13 protein-coding genes are annotated in these 19,523 nt (G+C 69.8%); 8 read left to right on the forward strand and 5 right to left on the reverse strand.

Annotated elements, in window-relative coordinates; all coding sequences use genetic code 11:
* The first annotated feature begins 88 nt into the window (after positions 1 to 88).
* From LK06_RS00570 to LK06_RS00580, 3 genes are all read left to right on the forward strand, one after another.
* The gene (locus LK06_RS00570; protein WP_039652302.1) at positions 89 to 1,297 is read left to right on the forward strand and encodes an EfeM/EfeO family lipoprotein; all 1,209 of its coding nucleotides are present in this window, start codon (positions 89 to 91) and stop codon (positions 1,295 to 1,297) included.
* On the forward strand, positions 1,294 to 2,517 hold the full coding sequence (efeB, locus tag LK06_RS00575) for an iron uptake transporter deferrochelatase/peroxidase subunit (RefSeq protein ID WP_086083629.1): 1,224 nt from the start codon (positions 1,294 to 1,296) through the stop codon (positions 2,515 to 2,517). The genes LK06_RS00570 and efeB overlap by 4 nt, the downstream gene beginning before the upstream one ends.
* 176 nt (positions 2,518 to 2,693) lie before the next feature.
* On the forward strand, positions 2,694 to 4,523 hold the full coding sequence (locus LK06_RS00580; protein WP_039652300.1) for a phospholipase C: 1,830 nt from the start codon (positions 2,694 to 2,696) through the stop codon (positions 4,521 to 4,523).
* 502 nt (positions 4,524 to 5,025) lie between these two features.
* Here LK06_RS00580 and LK06_RS00590 read toward each other — a convergent pair.
* The 3 genes from LK06_RS00590 to LK06_RS00605 form a co-directional block, all read right to left on the reverse strand.
* Positions 5,026 to 5,208: a hypothetical protein gene (locus LK06_RS00590; RefSeq protein ID WP_039652409.1), complete on the reverse strand. Its 183-nt coding sequence runs from the start codon at positions 5,206 to 5,208 to the stop codon at positions 5,026 to 5,028.
* 736 nt (positions 5,209 to 5,944) lie between these two features.
* Positions 5,945 to 8,167: a catalase/peroxidase HPI gene (katG, locus tag LK06_RS00600; RefSeq protein ID WP_039652298.1), complete on the reverse strand. Its 2,223-nt coding sequence runs from the start codon at positions 8,165 to 8,167 to the stop codon at positions 5,945 to 5,947.
* A 33-nt stretch (positions 8,168 to 8,200) separates the two neighbouring features.
* The gene (locus LK06_RS00605; RefSeq protein WP_039652296.1) at positions 8,201 to 8,638 is read right to left on the reverse strand and encodes a Fur family transcriptional regulator; all 438 of its coding nucleotides are present in this window, start codon (positions 8,636 to 8,638) and stop codon (positions 8,201 to 8,203) included.
* Positions 8,639 to 8,945: 307 nt separating this feature from the next.
* On the opposite strand from LK06_RS00605, the gene LK06_RS00610 reads away from it, so the two are divergent.
* The 4 genes from LK06_RS00610 to LK06_RS00625 all read left to right on the forward strand — a co-directional run bounded on the left by LK06_RS00610 (position 8,946) and on the right by LK06_RS00625 (position 14,821).
* Positions 8,946 to 9,566, forward strand: a complete 621-nt coding sequence (locus LK06_RS00610) for a nucleotidyltransferase family protein (RefSeq protein ID WP_043433674.1) — start codon at positions 8,946 to 8,948, stop codon at positions 9,564 to 9,566.
* 306 nt (positions 9,567 to 9,872) lie between these two features.
* On the forward strand, positions 9,873 to 11,051 hold the full coding sequence (locus LK06_RS00615) for an acyltransferase family protein (protein ID WP_039652292.1): 1,179 nt from the start codon (positions 9,873 to 9,875) through the stop codon (positions 11,049 to 11,051).
* A 787-nt stretch (positions 11,052 to 11,838) separates the two neighbouring features.
* A complete protein-coding gene (locus LK06_RS00620; RefSeq protein ID WP_039652291.1) occupies positions 11,839 to 12,744 on the forward strand; it encodes an oxidoreductase in 906 nt (301 codons plus the stop codon).
* 433 nt (positions 12,745 to 13,177) lie between these two features.
* A complete protein-coding gene (locus LK06_RS00625) occupies positions 13,178 to 14,821 on the forward strand; it encodes a (5-formylfuran-3-yl)methyl phosphate synthase (protein WP_043433675.1) in 1,644 nt (547 codons plus the stop codon).
* Here LK06_RS00625 and LK06_RS00630 read toward each other — a convergent pair.
* Complete coding sequence (locus LK06_RS00630; RefSeq protein WP_039652287.1) at positions 14,730 to 15,917, reverse strand: FAD-dependent oxidoreductase; 1,188 nt, start codon at positions 15,915 to 15,917, stop codon at positions 14,730 to 14,732. The two genes, LK06_RS00625 and LK06_RS00630, sit on opposite strands and share 92 nt — an antisense overlap.
* A 500-nt stretch (positions 15,918 to 16,417) precedes the next feature.
* On the opposite strand from LK06_RS00630, the gene LK06_RS00635 reads away from it, so the two are divergent.
* Complete coding sequence (locus tag LK06_RS00635; protein WP_234367314.1) at positions 16,418 to 16,786, forward strand: acetyl-CoA synthetase; 369 nt, start codon at positions 16,418 to 16,420, stop codon at positions 16,784 to 16,786.
* 49 nt (positions 16,787 to 16,835) lie between these two features.
* Here LK06_RS00635 and LK06_RS00640 read toward each other — a convergent pair whose 3' ends face one another.
* The gene (locus LK06_RS00640; RefSeq protein ID WP_039652285.1) at positions 16,836 to 19,475 is read right to left on the reverse strand and encodes a beta propeller repeat protein; all 2,640 of its coding nucleotides are present in this window, start codon (positions 19,473 to 19,475) and stop codon (positions 16,836 to 16,838) included.
* Positions 19,476 to 19,523 lie beyond the last annotated feature (48 nt).

A 19,523-nucleotide genomic window follows, 5' to 3' on the forward strand; every position in this document is an offset into this window, starting at 1 on the left:
CTGGCGTTGCCTACCATGAGGCTGTCCCGTTCCGGCGTCTTCGCCGAGCACGTGGACAGCTGCGTACGTCGTCCCGGAAAGGCTCGCCATGCCGTTGCCCCGCCTCGGCACGCGGTCCGTTCGTGTCGGGACGGCCCCAGCCGTCTTCGTCGTTCTCGCCGTGGTCCTCGCGGTCACGCTGCCGGCCGCTTCGTCTGGCGGGCCGGGACACCACCGGGCCGCCGACACGAAACCGGCGCGCAACGTCGTCGAGGTATCGCCGAGCCACTGCGGGCGCGGCTGGACCCGGCCGGAACCCGGACTGCAGACCTTCGACCTGCACAATTCCTCCGACGGCGCTGCCGAGGTCTACCTCGAAGACCCGGACAGCCAGTCGGTGTACGGCGAGGTGGAGGGGATCGGCCCTGGCACCACCCGGCGGCTGACCGTGCGGTTGGGCAGGGGCACGTACGCCTTCAAGTGCGTACCGGATGACGCCGATGCCGTCACCGGCCCCCGTGTGCGGATCGCCTCGGGGCGGCGGGGCCCGGGTGCCGCCCCGGTCACCGAGCACGACCTGATCCCGCCCGCACTCGCCTACCAGAAGTGGGTGGGCCATGGACTCGCCGAGGTCGTCCGGCTGACGGAACGGCTGCAGCAGGCGGTCGACCGCGGAGACCTCTCCGCCGCCCGCTCGGCCTGGCTCCCGGCGCATCTGCAGTACGAGCGGCTGGGGGCGGCGTACGACGCCTTCGGCGACGTCGATGCACAGATCAACGGCACCGACGCGGGGCTGCCCGGTGGGGTGCACGACAAGGCCTTCACCGGTTTCCACCGAGTCGAGTACGGGCTGTGGCACGGCGAGTCGGCCGCCAGTCTGCGCCGCCCGGCGGCGGCGCTCGTCAAGGCGGTGAGCACACTGCGGGACAGCTGGTCGCAGACCCGTATGGACCCGGCCCAGCTGGGCCTGCGTGCACACGAGATCCTGGAGAACACGCTGCAGTTCGAGCTGACCGGCCGCACCGACTACGGAAGTGGCAGCAATCTCGCCACCGCCCGCGCCAATCTCGACGGCACCCGTGAGGTCCTTTCCCGGCTCCGCCCGCTCCTCACCACCCGGTACGCCGGCCTTGCGGACCTCGATCATGCCGTGGACCGGGCCCAAAACTGGCTCGACGGCTTCCGGCACGGCGGCCACTGGACCCGGCTCGACCGATTGACCCGTGCCCAGCGGGAGCAGACCGACTCGGTCCTGGGCAACCTCGTGGAACGACTGGCCTCGGTGGCCACCCTGTGCGACCCCCGGAGGACCGCGTGAACACCGCCGGACGACCCGAGGGACTGGCCCGCCGCGGCTTCCTGCGCGGCGCCGCCCTGACCGGAGCCGGACTCGCCACGGGTGCCGCAGCCCCGGGCACCCCGGCGGGCCCGGCGAACGCCGTCGCCGCCTTCCACGGCGTCCACCAGGCCTCGGCGATCGCGGCACCACGGCGGACCTGCGTGCTCGCCGCCCTCGACGTGACCGCCGCCAGCCGCTCGGAACTCGCCGAGTTGCTGCGCACCCTCACCGACCGCGCCCGTTTCCTGACCTCGGGGGGGACGCCGTCCCCGGTCGGTATCACCGGCCCACCCGCCGACTCGGGCGTCCTCGGCGGCCAACTGCCCTCCGGGCAGCTGGCCGTGACTGTCGGCGTCGGGGCTTCGCTGTTCGACGACCGGTTCGGGCTGTCCGCACACCGGCCCCGGCGGTTGACCGCCATGCCCGCCTTCCCCGACGACGACCTGAAGCCCGACTGGTGCCACGGCGATCTCAGCCTCCAACTACACGCCGACGAACCAGACATCACCCTGCACGCGCTGCGCGACATCACCCGGCACACCCGGGGCGGCCTGCAAGTGCGCTGGCGAATGGACGGTTTCAGCAGCCCGCCCCGACCGTCGGGCACCCCGCGCAACCTGCTGGGTTTCAAGGACGGCATCGCCAACCCGGACACCTCCAGCACCCATGAGATGGACCACCTGGTGTGGGTGGGCCGTGGACTGGGCGAGCCGGACTGGGCGGTCGGCGGCAGCTATCAGGTCGTCCGGCTGATCCGCATGTTGGTGGAGTTCTGGGACCGGGTCTCGTTGAGCGAACAGGAGCGGATGTTCGGCCGTGCACGCTCCTCCGGCGCGCCGCTGGACGGTGACCACGAACACGACACGCCCAAGTACGCCGATGATCCCAAGGGCGACGTCATTCCGCTGGACGCGCACATCCGGCTCGCCAACCCGCGCACGCCCGTCACTGCCGGCCAGCGCATCCTGCGCCGCGCCTACAACTACGACCGAGGCATGGACAGCAACGGCAACCTCGACATGGGCCTGCTCTTCTGCTGCTACCAGCAAGATCTGGCACGGCAGTTCGAAACGGTGCAGCACCGGCTTGCCGGCGAACCGCTGACGGACTACATCAGCCCCTACGGTGGCGGCTACTTCTTCGCGCTGCCCGGTGTGCGGGACACCGCGGACTGGTTCGGACGCGCCCTGCTCACCTGACCCGTCCGTCACAACCCGGCGGACGCACGGGTCAACACACCGTCAAGTTTTCCCCCAGGATCCCTGACCCGGAGTTCACGCGTCCGCCACCATGGCTCCGCCGCAGCGCCCGGCAACGGGCACAGCATCCGTGCTCGTACCACGCACAGACGTTCCCGCCCGGAGGGTGAACCACCATGGCCAGCAGAGGAAGACGGACCGCGATGCGGAGTCTCGGCGCGCTCGCGGGAGCCGCAGCGCTCACCGCGCTCGGCAGCAGCGCGCCCGGCTGGGCGGCAGCGCCCTCCGGAGCACACCACGGGCACTCCTCGACCAGGACGCCCATCAAACACGTCGTCGTGCTCTTCGACGAGAACATCTCCTTCGACCACTACTTCGCCACGTACCCGAAGGCCGCCAACACCGACGGGACGAAGTTCAAGGCGTCGAAGAAGACCCCGAAGCACATCGACACCCTCGCCCATGCCGGGCTGCTGAAGAAGAACCCGAACCAGTACGCACCCAAGCGGCTCTCCCCGTCGCAGGCGATGACCTGCGACCAGAACCACTCCTACGGCCCGGAGCAGTACGCGGCGAACCACGGCAGGGCTGACCAGTACGTCCAGAACACCGAGGTCGACAAGTGCAGCGGCGGCCTGTTCGGCGAGCCCGGCCTGGTGATGGACTACTACGACGGCAACACCGTCACCGCGTTGTGGAACTACGCCCAGCACTACGCCCTCAACGACCGGTCCTTCAGCTCGACCTACGGCCCTTCCACACCCGGCGCGCTGAATCTGGTGTCCGGACAGACACACGGGGTCATCTCCGTGGACCCGACCACCGGTAAGCAGACCGCGACCCCCGACTCGTACACGGTGAAGTCGCCCGACGCGAAGGGGGTCGGCACGGTCGTCAACGACCCGGACCCGGCCTACGACGACTGCTCCGGCCACGATCACACCAGCAGCAACGCGCTTGCGGCCATGCAGGGGCGGAACATCGGTGACCTGCTCAACACCAAGAAGGTGACTTGGGGTTGGTTCCAGGGCGGTTTCCGTCCGTCGACCGCGTGGAACGGCAAGGCGGGCTTTTACGCCAAGTGCGACACTACCCACACCAACGTCGGCGGCGCGGCCGTGACGGACTACAGCCCGCACCACAATCCCTTCGCGTACTACAAGTCCACGGCCAACCCCCACCACCTGGCACCGAAGAGCGTCTCCGAGATCGGCCACAACGGACGGGCCAACCACAACTATGACCTGACCGACTTCTCCGCCGCCCTCAAGGCGGGCAAGCTGCCGGCCGTCAGCTTCGTGAAGGCCGGCGCGTACCAGGACGGCCACGCCGGCTATTCCGACCCGATCGACGAGCAGCACTTCCTGGTCAAGCAGATCAACGCGATCCAGAGCTCGCCGCAGTGGAAGTCCACCGCGATCGTGATCGCCTACGACGACTCCGACGGCTGGTACGACCATGCCTATGTGACCCCACGCAACGGCTCGAAGGACACCTCGGTCGGCTCCAACGGCAAAGCGACCGACAGCCCCGCCTGCCGGAAGGCGCGCAAGGCGGCCGGTGGCTACGCCGACCGCTGCGGCCCGGGCACCCGCCAGCCGCTGCTGGTCATCTCGCGGTACAGCAAGGTCAACAAGGTCGACCACACCCTGACGGACCAGGCGTCCATCACCCGGTTCATCGAGGACAACTGGTGTACCGGCCGCATCGGTGACCACTCCTTCGACGCCAAGGCCGGCTCGCTCAGGCACATGTTCGACTTCCGGCATCCGCACAACAAGCAGGTGCTGCTGAACATGGACGGCTCGGTGAAGCACATCGGTCCGATCAGGCACGTCGCCGCGGTGACCACGAACATCACCCCGGGGCCGTCCATGCAGGACACCGCCGCCACGACCGACGCCTCCCGGTTCCCGACCCTGACGGTCGGCCTCGGCGTCGGCGCCCTGCTGGCCGCCGGTGTGACGGGCACGTACCTCACGCGGCGCCGCAGGCAGCTCACCTGACCCAACCGGCTGCCCAAGAGCCTGCCCCCCGGACGGTGGTTCGGGGGGCACGCCCGTATCTGCGCACCGGGCACCACCACCCACCGGCTGGCGTTGGAACGACGGTCGCCGGCCCAGGTGACACCGCGGGAGTCGGCGGCGGTGGACGCCACCGCAGTGACCTTCCCGAGGGAATCAGTCGCAAGAAACGTACGGCGTGCGGGAACAGTACGGGCCCCAGGTGTTGCCCCGGCTACTCGACGCCTATCTGGAACCCTGGACCAGCAACGGCCGCACGACGGCGGACCTGCGGCGCGCGGCGCGTCTCGCCTGGCGGCTGAGTGTGCTGAGCCGCGCCGCCGCGTGGGGACGGGCGTTTCCGGGTACGCCCCGCAACCACGCGGGAGCCGTGCAGAGCTCCCGGTGGCTCCTGGACCTGTTCAACGAGCCGCCGTTCCAGCGCCTCTCCCCTGGTACGCGCCCGCGCCCAGCACCTGTGGGCGTGATCGCACCGGGGCCGGCGTCACACCGTCGGAACCTGGCGCCCCAGGGAGCGCATCCGGTCCCTACGGACGTTGTTGTAGATCCGCAGCAGGTGCTTCGCCACGGCACAGGGTGCGGCATCGGCATGGCACTGGCGGCATGCACGCATGTGCTGCTCATAGGTGAGGCGCGCGTCTTCCAACGCGTCGTGGACAGAGGACATGAACATCTCCGGGCAGGGCGCATCCTGGGACGACCCCTAGTTGACTGACTGGTACACCCAGGACAAGGTGATCATGTTACTGCCGGTACTGGGAAACTCGTACTGAAGCCGACGCCGCCACCACGCCGACCGGCACCGGATGAACCACGTACACGAGTGCGCCTCCGGCGCCGCCGGGGAACGGCTTCTCCCTCGCACTGGAACTGGCCGTCCGGGACGGACCCGCGGGCCGGCACCCGAACCGAGACCCTGGACCCGGTGCACGCCAACGCGGGCCCGGCATCAGCGCCGGTCGCCCTGCTGCAGCAGGTGTGGTGCGACGAGATCTCCGCTCCCCGCGCGACCGCGGAGCTGCGCCGGCTGATGGGCCTGCGGCTCTTCGCCCAACCGCTGACGAGCGAGCTGCGAGCGGACACGCTGCGGTGGAGCGGCAAGAGCCAGTACGTTCCTGCATCTCCGGCACGAGATCGGTGTGATCGAAGCGGCTTCCAGCGATCGGGTGGCCAGGACGGTGCCCACCCGTGCGGATCGCCGGGCGGGCCAGGCACCGCACATCGATTTCGCGCTCGGTGTCGCCGCGCGCGCGGCGTTCGAGGCACGCGCCGAAGGTGGGCCGGGACGGAGATCCCGACGCGAGCGCAGTCCGGCGCCCCGCCGTACGGCACGGTCCGGGGCGCCGAACAGACAGCGCGTCCGGGCCCCGGTTGGGCGGGCCCGGACGCGCTGTTCGGCAGGCTCAGACGAGGTCGAACCGGTCCAGGTTCATGACCTTGTCCCATGCGGCGACGAAGTCCTTGACGAACTTCTCCTTCGCGTCGTCGCAGGCGTACACCTCGGCAAGCGCCCGCAGCTCCGAGTTGGAGCCGAAGACGAGGTCGACACGGCTGCCGGCCCACTTCAGCTCGCCCGTGGTGGCGTCTCGGCCCTCGAAAGCGGTCTGGTCCTCAGAGGTCGCCTTCCACGTCGTACCCATGTCCAGGAGGTTGACGAAGAAGTCGTTGGTGAGGACACCGGGTGTCTCGGTCAGGACGCCCAGCTGCGAACCCTGGTAGTTGGCGCCCAGCGCGCGGAGTCCACCGACGAGAACGGTCATCTCGGGGGCGCTCAGGGTGAGCAGATTCGCCTTGTCGAGCAGCAGGTACTCGCCCGGCAGGCGGTTGGCCTTGCCGAGGTAGTTGCGGAAGCCGTCCGCGGTGGGCTCCAGCGCCTCGAACGACTCGACGTCGGTGTGCTCCTCGGTCGCGTCCACCCGGCCCGGGGTGAACGGCACCTCAACCGCGAAGCCGGCTTCCCCGGCAGCCTTCTCCACGGCGGCGACGCCACCGAGGACGATGAGGTCGGCCAGGGAGACCTTCTTGGCGCCGGAGGAGGCGTTGAATTCCCGCTGGATGCCTTCCAAGGTGCGCAGCACCTGGCCCAGCTGGTCGGGGTCGTTGACCTCCCAGCCGCGCTGCGGGGCCAGCCGGATGCGACCTCCGTTGGCGCCGCCGCGCTTGTCGCTGCCGCGGAAGGTCGACGCGGATGCCCAAGCGGTGGTGACCAGCTGGGCTACGGTCAGGCCCGAGTCGAGCAGCTTGGCCTTCAGGGCCGCGACGTCCGCCTCGTCGATCAGCTCGCCCGCCCGCTCCGGCAGCGGGTCCTGCCACAACAGGGTTTCCTCCGGGACCTCGGGGCCGAGGTACAGCGACTTGGGCCCCATGTCGCGGTGGGTGAGCTTGTACCAGGCGCGGGCGAAGGCGTCCGCGAACTCCTGGGGATTCTCGTGGAAGCGGCGGGAAATCGGCTCGTAGACCGGGTCGAAGCGCAGCGCCAGGTCAGTGGTGAGCATCGACGGGGCGATCTTCTTCGACGGGTCGTGGGCGGCGGGGACCGTGCCCTCGCCCGCGCCGTCCTTCGGCTTCCACTGTTTGGCACCGGCCGGGGAATCGGTCAGTTCCCACTCGTAACCGAAGAGGTTGTCGAAGAAGTTGTTGCTCCACCTGGTGGGCGTGGTGGTCCAGGTGACCTCCAGGCCGGAGGTGATCGCGTCGGCGCCCTTGCCGGTGCCGTAGGTGCTCTTCCAGCCCAGGCCCTGCTCCTCCAGCCCGGCGGCCTCGGGATCGGCTCCGACCTGGTCGGCGGGGCCCGCGCCGTGTGTCTTGCCGAAGGTGTGGCCGCCGGCGACCAGGGCCACGGTCTCCTCGTCGTTCATCGCCATGCGGCGGAAGGTCTCCCGGATGTCACGAGCCGCGGCCAACGGGTCCGGGTTTCCGTTCGGGCCCTCCGGGTTGACGTAGATCAGACCCATCTGGACGGCGCCGAGCGGGTTCTCCAACTCGCGGTCACCGGTGTAGCGCCGGTCGTCGAGCCAGGTGGTCTCCGGGCCCCAGTAGACGTCCTCCTCCGGCTCCCACACGTCCTCACGGCCGCCACCGAAGCCGAAGGTCGTGAAGCCCATGGATTCCAGGGCCACATTGCCGGCGAGGATCATCAGGTCGGCCCAGGAGAGGTTGCGGCCGTACTTCTTCTTGACCGGCCACAGCAGCCGGCGGGCCTTGTCGAGGTTGGCATTGTCCGGCCAGCTGTTCAGCGGGGCGAAGCGCTGCTGACCTGCGCCTGCGCCGCCACGGCCGTCGCTGATGCGGTAAGTACCCGCGCTGTGCCAAGCCATACGGATGACGAACGGGCCGTAGTTCCCGAAGTCGGCCGGCCACCAGTCCTGGGAGGTGGTGAGCACCTCCTCGATGTCCCGTTTCACGGCGGGAAGGTCGAGGCTCTTGAAGGCCTCGGCGTAGTCGAAGTCCTCGCCGAGCGGGTTGGCCACGGCCGGGTTCTTGGCGAGGATCTTCAGGTTGAGTCGCTCCGGCCACCACTGGCGGTTGCCACCGCCCTGGGTCGGATGCAGGGCACGATCATGCGCGACGGGGCAGCCGGCGCCCGCGTTCGCGTCTGTGACGGTCGCGTCGTGGTTCTCAGTCATGGCATTCCTTCCGAACTGTGCGGAACTCGGTGCTCAGGAACTGCGGCCGGTGGAACAGCCGGGGCACAGGCCCCAGTAGACGACCTCGGCCTCGTCGATGGAGAAGCCGCGGTCGTCGGAGGCGGTCAGGCAGGGCGCGTCGCCGACCGCGCAGTCGACGTCGGCCACGGCGCTGCACGACCGGCAGACGATGTGGTGATGGTTGTCGCCCACACGCCCCTCGAACCGGGCCGGATGGCCGGCCGGCTCGATGCGGCGCACGAGTCCCGCCGCGGTGAGGGCGTGGAGGGCCTCGTAGACGGCTTGCAGGGAGATATGGCCTACGCGGTCGCGGACCCCGGAAGCGATCGCCTCGACGCCGAGGTGGTCGCCGTCCCGGACGGTCTCCAGCAGCGCGACGCGTGCTGCCGTCACACGCAGGCCGGCACCGCGGAGCTCCTCGGCGGTGGTCGGAGTCGGGGAGGCGGTCATGAGTCCGAACCTACCCCCACAAACACGAATGGTTCAAGAAAACGAGCAGTGCAATTTTGGCCGAGTACCCTCGCCCGCCGCGTACCGCCGCACACACCGTCGCGTTCACCTCTGCATCCGCCGTCGCGTTTGCTCCGCGCGGCGTCGGACGGCGCGGCCGACACAGCACCGACAGCGACGGTCAGCGGGACGGCCCGGTGGACGGTGGGGGGCATGCACGCATCATGTGTCCGCGTAGTGCCATCGGGTGCGCGGCAAGCCGGTGTGTCCACCGAACGGGTGAGGCGAGATGTGGTAATCAGAGCTGATGATCAGCCGGCTTCCCCTCGATCAGCAGCTTGCCCATCTACGCACGGTGCTGTCCCGTAACGGCGTGCTGACGGAAGTCCTGGCCCGCACGGCCACCCTGCGTCTACCCGGGTGGTACGTGACGGCCGGATGCCTGTTCCAGACCGTATGGAACGTGGTCACGGACAGGCCTCCGACCCATGGGATCAAGGACTACGACGTCTTCTACTTCGACGCTGACGATCTTTCGTGGGAGGCCGAGGACGAGGTGATCGGGGCTGGGCGAGCGATCTTCGCCGACCTGCCCGCAGAGGTCGAGCTCCGTAACGAGGCCCGGGTCCACCTCTGGTACGAGGAGAAGTTCCGGGCGGCGTGCCCACCCTATGACTCCACCGAGGCGGCGATCGACAGTTTCGCCGCGACGACGTGTTGTCTCGGAGTGCGTGTGGAGAGCGACGGCCGGTGGCGCGTCTACGCACCGCACGGGTTGTCGGACGTGTTCAACCTCGTCGTCCGCCCGAACCCGGTGCTCGCCCCACAATCGGTCTACCAGGCCAAAACGGCACGATGGCAGGAGCAATGGCCGGAGCTGACCGTGCTGGACTGGCCCGCAACCAACCCGCCCTCGTCCGGCGGGTGACCTCGACGGTGTTCCCGGACACCCATCGGGGCGGCGGGGCGAGCGGAGGAAGGCGGAAGGAGAGGAAAGGAGATAAGAGAGAGGGGCAGGGAGGGGCAGGGAGGGGCAGGGAGGTGGAGGAGAGCTGGTCCGGGCGGTGGCAACCCTTCACTCGTACGGGTTCACCCGGTCCGGCCGTCCGTGGCATACGACAGGGTTTGTCGTTCGGCAGAGGTGTGATGTCTGCGATGCGACGTGATGGACCGGGGGTAATCGGGCGACGTTCCGCTCCGTGCCCCACGCGACCCCCCTGCGGCAGGTGATTCGATGACCACGGCGACGCCCCGAGTACGTCGGACGCCGCCCGCCCGTACTGGCGCGCGGGCCCCGCGGTACTCGCCGCCCGCCGACACACCCTCCTTGCCGTCCCTGACCGGGCTGCGCTGGATGGCGGCGCTGCTGGTGTTCGGGCTGCACGTGAACAACTTCGGCTATTTCGGAGGCACCGGTGGCCGCCTCGTGGCCTGGGGATTCGGGGCCGGAGCCACGGGAGTGTCGTTCTTCTTCGTACTGTCCGGATTTGTACTGACGTGGTCAGCGCGGCCGTACGACCGGGCCCTCGCCTTCTGGCGGCGGCGCGTCGCGCGCATCTATCCGGTGCACCTGGTCACCCTGACCCTCGCCCTGCTCATGGCCCACACGGTGGCGCTCCTGCCACGGCCGACCGCACAGCAGACACTGGCCAACGCGCTGCTGCTGCACTCCTGGTGGCATCCGTGGTGGCAGACACTCAACCCGGTTAGTTGGTCGCTGGTCTGCGAGGCCTTCTTCTACGCGGCCTTCCCGCTGCTGATCCTGCTGTTGCGCCGGCTTGGCGCCCGCGGTTCGGCCGCTCTCGGCGGGCTGTCGGCGGCCGTGGTCCTGGCTCTGGCCTGGGCGGACGTCCACCACTGGTGGACCCATTCGGTCTATTCGTTCCCGGCGGCCCGGCTGCCCGAGTTCGTTCTGGGCGCGGTTACGGCACGGCTGGTGCTGCTCGACCGGTGGCGCGGCCCCGGCCTGGAGGCGTCAGTGGCCCTGGCGCTCATCGGATACTTCCTGGTTCCGCAGGTGACGCCCGGGTACTCCGCCACCGTGTGTACGCTCGCCGGATTCGCGCTGCTCATCCCGGCGGCGGCCGTCGCGGACCTGCGCGGACTGCCGTCGCTGTGGCGGCACCGCCGACTGGTGCGACTCGGGGAACTGTCCTTTGCCTTCTACATGGTGCACCTGCTGGTACTGCGCGCCGCGACACCGGAGCTGGGTGTGAAGCCGCACTACGGCGTCCTGGTGGGGCTGACCGTCACCGCGGCCTTGTTCACCGTGTCGCTGGCGCTGTCCTGGGTGCTGTACGAGGCTGTGGAGCGCCCGGCGAGACGGCTGCTGCTGCAGCACCGCGGCCGGACGGGCCGGCCCGCTGACCCGGTTCCAGCCTGCCGGGAGGCTCCGCCTGGAGCATGCGACTGAACCGTTCGTGCCCCACGCCAGGCGGTCCGCCAGGACGCCCGGGGCCAAGCCGCCGGAGCTGACGGGCGGCGCGTCTCCGGGCCGGGGACGTCCGGAACCGGTGTCCTCAGGGGATCGCCGGTCGGGGTGAAGTCGGGCCGTCTCACCTTGAGTTGCCGGGACGGCTGGCCCGCCGGACGAGCCGGTCCGGACCCGGAGACCACCGGACCAGGCCGAGTACTTCCTCCTGCCAGGGTCTTCGCCAGGAGGCCAGCCTCTCGGCCCGCAGCAGGCGGAGACTTGACCGCCCGCATACGCCACCTTAGGCGCCGCCCCCGGCCCGCGCAGTTCGGAACGGCCCTGGCCGTCCTTCCCCGGCCCCAGGGACGCGTGACGGGGAGGAGAGCGGACCACCGGTGACGTGCCTCGCCCCCGCACGTCTGGGATGGCCCGCTCGGTCCCGCGGTCCGCGACCGGAGCACCGTCACCGCCACCTTCCCGTGGCATGCCGGCCGCCGGGGCGGGTCGCATTCCTTCTCGTTTTCTGAGCAGCAACCGATCGGCAGGAGGCGACCGCCTCGCCCGACTGCGCTGAAGGCAGTCACCATCGATGGCCACCTCGTCAGGACCGCAGTGCGAGGGCTCGAACTCCACCCTGACCGATGCTCTCCCGGCAGGTCCAACGGCTATACGGCGATACTTAGTTCCCGATAGGAAGGTGACGTTCCCCCCAGCCCGTCGACCTGTTGCGGCACACCACGAGTCCCCATAATCCAGGACCTGACGAACCGACAGGTGAAGGAACACAGTGAGCACAGCGGTGGCGGCAGGGACCTGGAAGCTCGGGGACCGGGAGGTGAATCGCATCGGCTACGGCACGATGCGACTGACGGGCAACGGCATGATGGGGAACTCCGACGGCACGCCGATCGACCGCGATGCCGCTGTCAACCTGCTGCACAGCGCGTTCGAGCAGGGTGTCAACCACATCGACACGGCCGCCTTCTACTTCTCGCCACTGCGGTCCGCGAACGAGCTCATCAACCGTGCCCTCTCTTCCTGGTACGGCGATGTGGTCGTGGTGACCAAGGTCGGCCCGGCGCGCGGCTCCTCCGGTGAGTGGCTCCCCATGGCCCGCCCCGACCAACTGCGCGGCCAGGTCGAGGAGAACCTCCGCCAGCTCGGCCGAGACCACCTGGACGTGGTGAACCTGCGTCGCAACGGCCCCGACACCGCCTCGCTCAGCGAGCACTTCGGCGCCCTCGCCGAGCTACGCCAGGCGGGCCTGGTCCGGCACCTGGGGCTCTCGAACGTCCGCCCGGAGCACGTGGCCGAAGCCCTGATGATCGCGCCCGTGGTCTGCGTGCAGAACTCCTACGGCTTGGACTGGCGCCGCGCCGACGAGAGCGGGCTGGTGGACCTGTGCCTGGAGCAGGGCATCGCCTTCGTCCCGTACTTCGCCGTCTCCGGCCTGCGGCGCGAGGCAAGTGCGGGCCAGGAGTACGACGCCCGCGTCCGCTCCGTTGCCCACGCCCACGGTGCGACGCCGGCCCAGGTACGGCTCGCCTGGACACTCCACCGCGGTCCGCACGTGCTGGCCATCCCCGGCACCACAAACCCGGCACACCTAGCGGAGAACGTCGCAGCCGGAAGCCTGGGACTGACCGAGGGGGAGTTGGCGCTCCTGGACAAGCCGCACGAGGGCACCGCCTGAGCTCCTGCCCGCCACCGGCCCCGGATCCGCAACGGCTCTGCACCACGCCGCGGCAGCCCGGTGCGTCGTGCCGTGTGCCGGCGGTGGGTTCGGGATCGGCACTGGTCGCCCGTGCTGCACACCGCACACCGCACACTGATGAGATCGGGGCCAATTACCGCAGCACCGGCCCCCTGTCGGGCCGCTGCGCCACCGACGGCTGCTGGGCTGCCGAACCGCCCGCACCCCTCCCAGCCCTACAGTCCTACGCGGATCCGTGCCACGGGCCGGTGGCCGTCTGTGAACCCGGCACGGCGAGTGGTCCGGGACGTCCTTCCCTTGTGCCGACAGAGGTTCGGAAGGGCTTCACCCGTACGGGTGATGACGTGTACATGCCTCCGCCCATAGCGTCGTCTCCGGCATGTTGATCACGCACAAAGGGTGGAGAAGACGCGTGCACACCACGATCGATGCGGACCGGAGGCTGTTGGTCAGCGTGTTCGGGCCGCAGGAGGCCCGCGAGGCGGTACTCGGCGGAGCGCGGATCATCGACAGCGAGGACCCGCGCAGCGCGCTCGGCACGATCAAGCCCCGCCGCATCATGGACATCGCCGACGCCGTCCTCGCCGTACGCCGGGACCTACCGGTGCAGCTGAGCACCAACATCGGCGAGGACCAACTCCTCCACCGACGCGCCGGGAACGGGCTGGCGATCGCCAAGTCCCCCTATGAAACAGCTGGTAAGGCCGCCCAAGCGGCGCTCGGTGTCGCGGTATCGATGGGTAACCAGGTCCACCCCTGCCCCATCGTGAAGGTTGGTCTCGACGGCATGGGCGTCGACCGACTCACGGACGTCCTCGGCGAGATCACCGCGACCCTGCGACGTGCCGACGGGCTCGGGCGGACCCGCGTCATGTCCGTACTGTTCGGACAGGACCTGGATCTGTGGGACACCCGCAAGACCCTGCCGCAGGTCCGCCGCGCGCTGGTCGGACTGCGGGAGTACGACCCGGCCGCACCCGATACGCCGAATGCGTTCGACCTGGCGGATCTCGCGGACGCCCTCCTCGACGACGACGGACGTCCGCTCTTCCCCGACCGGCGTCCCGACGAGGCCGGACTGAAGGCCTGCGGCGCCCTCCCCGCCGCGGCGCGCGGCACCCACATCACCGTCAACGAGCCCTTCCCGCATGCCGACTACGGCCTGTCCCGGCATCGCCGCACCGACGTCGAGGCGATCCGCGCCATGGTCGAGGCGAGTGCCGTCGCCGGGGCGGACGCCATCATGATCGACACCAGCATCCTGTTCAAGGTCGCCCGCATCGGCCTGATTTCCACCGCGGGAAGCGACGAACTCGTCGACCTGGATGCTCACGACACCGACGCCCACGGCCTTTCCCGCACCGGCATCCTCTCTCTGGAGGAGATCCGCTTCTTCGTCGACCTGTGCCACGCCCGCGGACTGGAGGCCAACCTCGCCGGTTCCGTCCAGAGCCACCAGGCCCAACAGATCTGGCGCCTGGTCCCCGACCTCGACCAGCTCTCCGCCCGCGGGGGCGTCGTCGCGCTCGCCCGCGATCCGCTCCACGGCACCGGCGCCGCGACCCGCCACGATCGTGTCGTACGCCGAGCGCTGGTGGCCGGGATCATCCCGCCCGAGCAGGGCGGCTATCTGGTCGTGCCCGAGCGCATGACCCGGTCGCCGAAGTTCCGCACCGACCTGAACGACCTGCTCGCCCGCCACGCGGGACTGGAGGTCCGCGTGGCGGATCGCTACGGCGCGCTGTCCGTCGTGGACGCGTCGGAGGGGCCGGGTCCTCCTCCCCGCGGGCCGATCGCTTCCGCCAGGAGCCGGCTGCTGTGCACGAGAGTCGCACGGGCGCTCCTCGTAACCGAAGGAACGGTTGGTCCGCCCGAAGCGGTCCGTCACCGGCGGTGTCCCCGGCCACGGGCTCAACCGTTTCTTCTCCGGCACCTTCCCACCCGCCCCGATCAGCTCCCCCCGATCAGCGCTCCTCGGGCGGCACGTCGGAAAGCGGTGTGTTCCAGGAGAGTTGGCGGATCAGTTCCTCGTCCGGCGCCGCGGGGCGGGGCATGACAGGAGCAGGGCGGGACGAGGTGTACGTGCCACGGGAGATGCCACCGCTGACGGTGATGTTGTGCTCCGCCCGTGGTCGGCGGTGCCGCTCGTACACCGCGAACGCGCGGTGCGGTCCGGGCAGGTCACGCAAAGCCTTGGCAAGGACGACGGCATCCTCCAGGGCCATCGAGGCCCCTTGGCCGGTCGCCGGGGAGGCCGCGTGGGCCGCGTCGCCGAGGAGCAGGATGCGTCCGGTGTGCCAGCTGGTGCCGAGCGGCAGCTCGGTGGCGTTGGTGACCATGATCGCGTCGGCGGACGCTTCGACGAGGTCCGCAGCGGGTGTCGCGTCCTTGCGCAACAGTGGCAGCAGTTGCGCACGCAGCGCGGCTGCCGGTCCTGCGGGGGCGCCGGCGGGCAGCGGTTCGCCGCCGACCCGGGCGAACCAGTACGTCTCCCCGGCCGGCGACACCGCGTACCCGAAGGCGGTCCCGCTACCCCGCACCATGGTGATGGCGCCGTCCGGGCCGGACACGGGTGGTGCGGCCGGGGTGTAGCCGTAGAAGACCCGCTGGCCCGCGTAGACGGGCCGGACTCCGCGGGCGATGAGGCAGCGCACGGTGGAGTTCAGCCCGTCGGCGCCGATGAGGAGGTCTCCGGTCGCGGTGGTGCCATCGGCGAAGCGGGCGGCGACTCCGTCCGGCCCCTCTACCACGCGCTCCAGCCGCGTCCCGTGGCACACCGGGATGCCTCGCCGGACCGCCGCGACCTGTAAGGCTGCGTTCAGCTCACCGCGGCGCAGGCAGCGGTAGCGCAGGGTGGGTTCGGCGGCCTCGCCGAGGGGGGTGTGCCGGATCTCGGTGCCCTGGCTGTCGAGCAGGCGCAGTGAAGTCAGCGGAAAACCGACGGCGGTGACGACGTCCGTGGCGTCGAGTTGGGCCAGGGCGCGCATGCCGTTGCTCGCCAGAGCCAGGAAGGCGCCGATGTCCTCGGCCGTGTCGGGTTGTGCCTCGAACACGGTGACGTCGTATCCGACCTTGTGCAGGGCCAGCGCGGTCGCGCTCCCCGCGATTCCGCCGCCGATCACCAGTACCCTCGTCGCATCTGTCCCGGTCACGTGCCGCTCCCTGTGTCAACAGTGGTCGGGACCATCTCATCCGCAGACAACGCAGCGGCGGGCCACGCGGGGCCGACATCCGGACAGGGCCGCCGACCCGGGGGACCTGGGGGAGCCGCCGCGCCGGACCCGGCGGGCCCGATAGGTGTCACCATGCGGAGCTCGCCCGACTCGGTGGCAGCTATCGGGCCGGCGTGAGAGGCGGTAGGGGGCGGGATTGCACAGCTGCTGAGGCATTCTGGACGGGTAACCGGAGTCCAGGAGGTGCCGGCATGCGTGGGTGGTTCGGTGGGAGTGTGCTCGCCGTAGTCGTCGTACTGGCGGGGTGCGGGGCGCCGACGGGACGGGACACGAGTACTGGAGCGTCCGGGGGGCGGTCACCAGGATCACCGTCACTCCCGGCCACACCGCCCGCTGTCTCGGCGCCGCCGGATGCTTCCGGGGACACCAGCGGTCCCGCGTCCTCTGACGGAACGTCCCCGTCCTCTTCCGTGCCCTCCGTGTCCTCCGTGCCGTCCGCCTCTTCGGGGCCCTGCCGCGCCGGGCACGCCGAGGTCTCCGTCTCCCCGGGCGATCCGGTGAGGCGGCGGCTGTGTGTGCGGCCGGGGGCGGTGGTGACTCTGGTGCTGCGGCCCCGGATGGACGACAAACGGTGGACCGGTGTGGTGAGTTCGGCGCCCGCCCTGGTCGCACCGTCCGAATGGGGGCTGGACGCCGACGGCACGGCGCATGCCACCCTGCGCTGCGCGGGAACCCGCGGAGGTACCGCTAAGGTCACCGTCGTGGCCAAGGCACCGGACGTGGCGGGTGCCGCTCGCCCGGCGTTCACGTTGGACGTGGACGTGGTTCCGTACGCGCAGCAGGGGTGACCTCGGGGCCCTGGACCCCGAGGCCACCGTTTCCGCCTGGCCTAGTCGGTCAGTGCAGGTGCCGCAGCTTGACGGTGTAGATGCCCCGGCCGTGCGTGGCGGCGTACAGCGTGCCGCCGTCGGGGCTCGTCTTGAGCTGGAGGACGGCAACGGCCGGCAGACGACCGATGCGCCTCCAGGTGCAGTGGCCCGGTGCACGGTAGACGACGCCGAGGTCGGTGGCGACGGCGAGACCGCCGTCCGCGGTCACCAGCGCCGAGTTGGCGGGTACATCAGGCAGGTTGGCCGAGATGTCCTTCCAGGTCGTCCCGCCGTCGGTGGACTCGAAGACGTGGCCCACACCCGCGCCGGGGCCCTCGGTCCAGTGCCGGGAGAACCCGTTGACCGCGAGGAACACGTGGTCGGCGTTGTTCGGGTCGATGGCGAAGCCGCTGAGGTAGCGGTTGGGTACGGTCCCGTCGACCGGCAGGTTGATGTCGTGCCAGCCGGTGCCGTCCGCGTTGCCGACGGCGATGCCGCGTGCGAAGCCCTCGTTGTTGCAGGGGCCGCACCAGGCCGCGTAGATCTTGCCGCCCGAGGCGGCGACGGCGGTGGCGACGCGCCCGGCGCCGAAGTCGTGCACGCTGGTCCACTCCGAGCCACTGCGGATGGCGTAGCCGTGGGTCTGCACCCAGATGTGACGACCGCCGGCGATCCAGGTGGAGCCGTTCTTCATGTCGGCGGTGAGCGGGGCGATGAAGCGGGCTTCGCTGGTGGCGTTGTCGGGCGGGGCGACTGAGTAGGAGGTGACCTTGCTCGGATCGTTGATCCAACTGCCGTCATTGACGGCGCAGTTCTGGGTGACCTGTACGGACAGGTAGACGTACTCCTCGGCGATGTTGCAGCCGTTGGCGGGGTCGGTGAGGGTGTCGCCACCGTCGCCACCGAAGTTGGAGCCCATCACCCTGTCATTGCTGCGCAGGACGGACTGACCGTTGTCCTGGAGGCCGCCGGTGACGGACAGGCCACCGTGGTCGAGGTCCTTGCCGATACCGACGGAGTAGTACTGGAGGGTGTCGATCGTGCCGTCGTTCAGGGACGTCCAGTCGGTGGCGTGGCCGGAGGCGTCCTGCGAGCCGTGGACGGGGCGGCGGTAGACGCCGCCGTCGTTGCCAACGTACACGAAACTCTTGCCGTGGTAGCGGCCGATAGCGACCCCGTGCTGGTCGGAGTGGGTGGTCTGGTTGCAGTCACCGCTCTGCTTGGCGGGGTCGATGCTCCAGCAAGAGAAGCCGAAGTTCCAGTACGGGCCCACGGTGGACCAGGAGGAACCGCCGTCCGTGGTTTCGTAGACCTCCTCCAGGCCCGCGTACACGTGCTGCGGGTCGCTCGGGTCGACGGTGAGGAACTGGTTGTACCAGGACTGGATCCCCGGCATGTAACCCGGCGAGTCCAACGCGGAATTGTCGGCGGCCAGACCGTGGTAGTCAGCGATCTTCGTCCACGGACCCATCGGTGAGCCGGACTTGGAGACGAAGATGCCCTCCAGTCCGCTGTCCGGGTTGGTCTTGAGTTGCTTGGGGGACTGGTCGATGGCGTAGTAGCGGGAGCCGTCGGCAGAGCGGGCGAAGGTGACGCTGCCGACCTCGGCGGCGTCGCCGGGAAGGTCACCGAGGCCGCTGGTGATGCGTTTCCAGATGCCGCCGGACTTGGTGTAGAAGCCGTTGTAGTCGTCACCGCTGCGCCAGCCGACGGCGAGGACGACTTTGCCCGGATCCGCCGGGTCGATGGCGATGTCGTTGGTGATGTTCTTGTACGGGGCGTCCGGGTCGTCGGCCTGCGAACCACCCGCGAGATACTCGGGGTTGGGCGCGAACTCCAGCTTCCAGGGGCCACTCAGTTTCCTGGTGGAGTGACTCCAGACACCCGCGCTGGTGGCCGCCCACACCTTGCTGCCACCGAAGCGCAGCTCATGGATCGTGGTGCTTTCCAGTTCGTCGCCACCCACCCGGCGGCGCGGGGAGAAGGTGCCGTGGTGGGGGTGGGCGAGGACGTAGACCCCGCTGCCGAGGTAGGCGTCGGAGTTGGTGGAGGCCTCGCCGGTACCCAACCACAGCCGGCCTTTGCCGTCGAGGGCCAGGGCCCCGGTGGACTGGCTGGGCAGCCGGTCGCTGATGGGGCGCCAGCGCCCCCCTCCGGTACGGGAGCGCCACACTCCGCCGCCCGCGCTGCCTGCGTAGACGTAGCCGTCGTCGTCTGCTGCGAGCGCCGCCATACGTCCGGTGACGTTGCCGGAACCACCGCTGGAGTTGGAGTCGAAGTCGCGATAGCGCGGGTCGTCGGAGTTGTACGGCAGGTCAGTGACGTTGTGCCACCGACCGCCCGCACTCCTGAGGTGGGTGAGGTCGTTCCAGGCGGCGCCGTAGGCGCCGGGTGCGACGATTCCGGGTGATGTGCGGGCCTCGGCGTACTGGTCCGCGCCCTCAGCGATCTCGTCCGACTCGTTGCCGTCCTTGTCGTCCGCTGCAACGTGCGGCGAGACGGTGCCCGAGGACTGCACGCGCTCCTTGGCGATTTGGCCGAGGACACGCGCCCCGAAGGGAGTCGCTCCACGGCCGGCGGCGGACGAGGGGGGTATCGCGACCAGGGCTGCGGACGCGGTGAGCGCACAGACGGTGAACCACCGTCTGCTGCGGGTTGGCACGGACACCAGGACCTCCGTAACGAGGATCGATACTGCCGACGCAGGAGACCTGAT

The organism is Streptomyces pluripotens (assembly GCF_000802245.2).
GTDB classification, from domain to species: domain Bacteria; phylum Actinomycetota; class Actinomycetes; order Streptomycetales; family Streptomycetaceae; genus Streptomyces; species Streptomyces pluripotens.